General features: G+C 21.8%; 1 protein-coding gene and 1 pseudogene. One reads left to right on the top strand and one right to left on the bottom strand.

Annotation, left to right across the window (positions count from 1 at the left end; translation table 11 throughout):
- A partial coding sequence (locus GQX97_RS13375; RefSeq protein ID WP_198391253.1) for a YbaB/EbfC family nucleoid-associated protein occupies nt 1-161 on the bottom strand: 161 nt, incomplete at its 3' end.
- Between the two features lie 323 nt (nt 162-484).
- Between GQX97_RS13375 and GQX97_RS13380 the strand changes: the two are divergent.
- A pseudogene (locus GQX97_RS13380) lies at nt 485-698 on the top strand (hypothetical protein); the annotation flags it as partial.

The following is a 698-nucleotide window of genomic DNA, read 5'->3' on the forward strand; positions in this document are numbered from 1 at the left end:
GCATCATTCATGCTAGATACAATCATCTCTTCCAAAAGCTCTTTTTGGTTTTTATCTAAAAGACTTTCATCTACATTGAAATTTGATATACTATAATTTTTGTTAATYTCAAATGAAATTAAATTGCCAGGTGAACTATATTTTATAGAATTATCGCCCATATATAAAAAACTCCTAAACATAGCATTATTTTTATAATATATTGTTTTTTACAATTAATCAATATTATTATATTATGTTTTATATTAAATAAAAAATATTTTTATGATATATATTTAATAATTTTACAAAAGCAGATTCAAATAAATTACGATAATCTTTAATAGACATTTATTAAAAAGTGTACAAAAAATAATATACAAAAATAAAATAATGTAGCAAAATATGTATAAAATGTTTTATTTTTCRTTAAAAMAMTTATATAATAAAATATTTTTTCGACAAAAAAYGCATTATGTATATTTACTTATATAAAATATACTATATGCTTTTTATTAGAGACAAGCCAACAAATGGAGTTTATATTATGAGAAAGAAACTAAATTTTATTATAATATTTTTTGTGATAGCATTAAACCTTTATTCTTTCGACGAAGGATTTGTATGGGGATTAAGGGCTAATTTTAACGGCACTGCAACATTGCCATCTATTAGTGCATCAGACTTAGACAAGATAGGTGCTGCATACATGAAAGGTT

Origin of the sequence: Brachyspira sp. SAP_772 (genome assembly GCF_009755885.1) — a bacterium.
Lineage (GTDB): Bacteria > Spirochaetota > Brachyspiria > Brachyspirales > Brachyspiraceae > Brachyspira.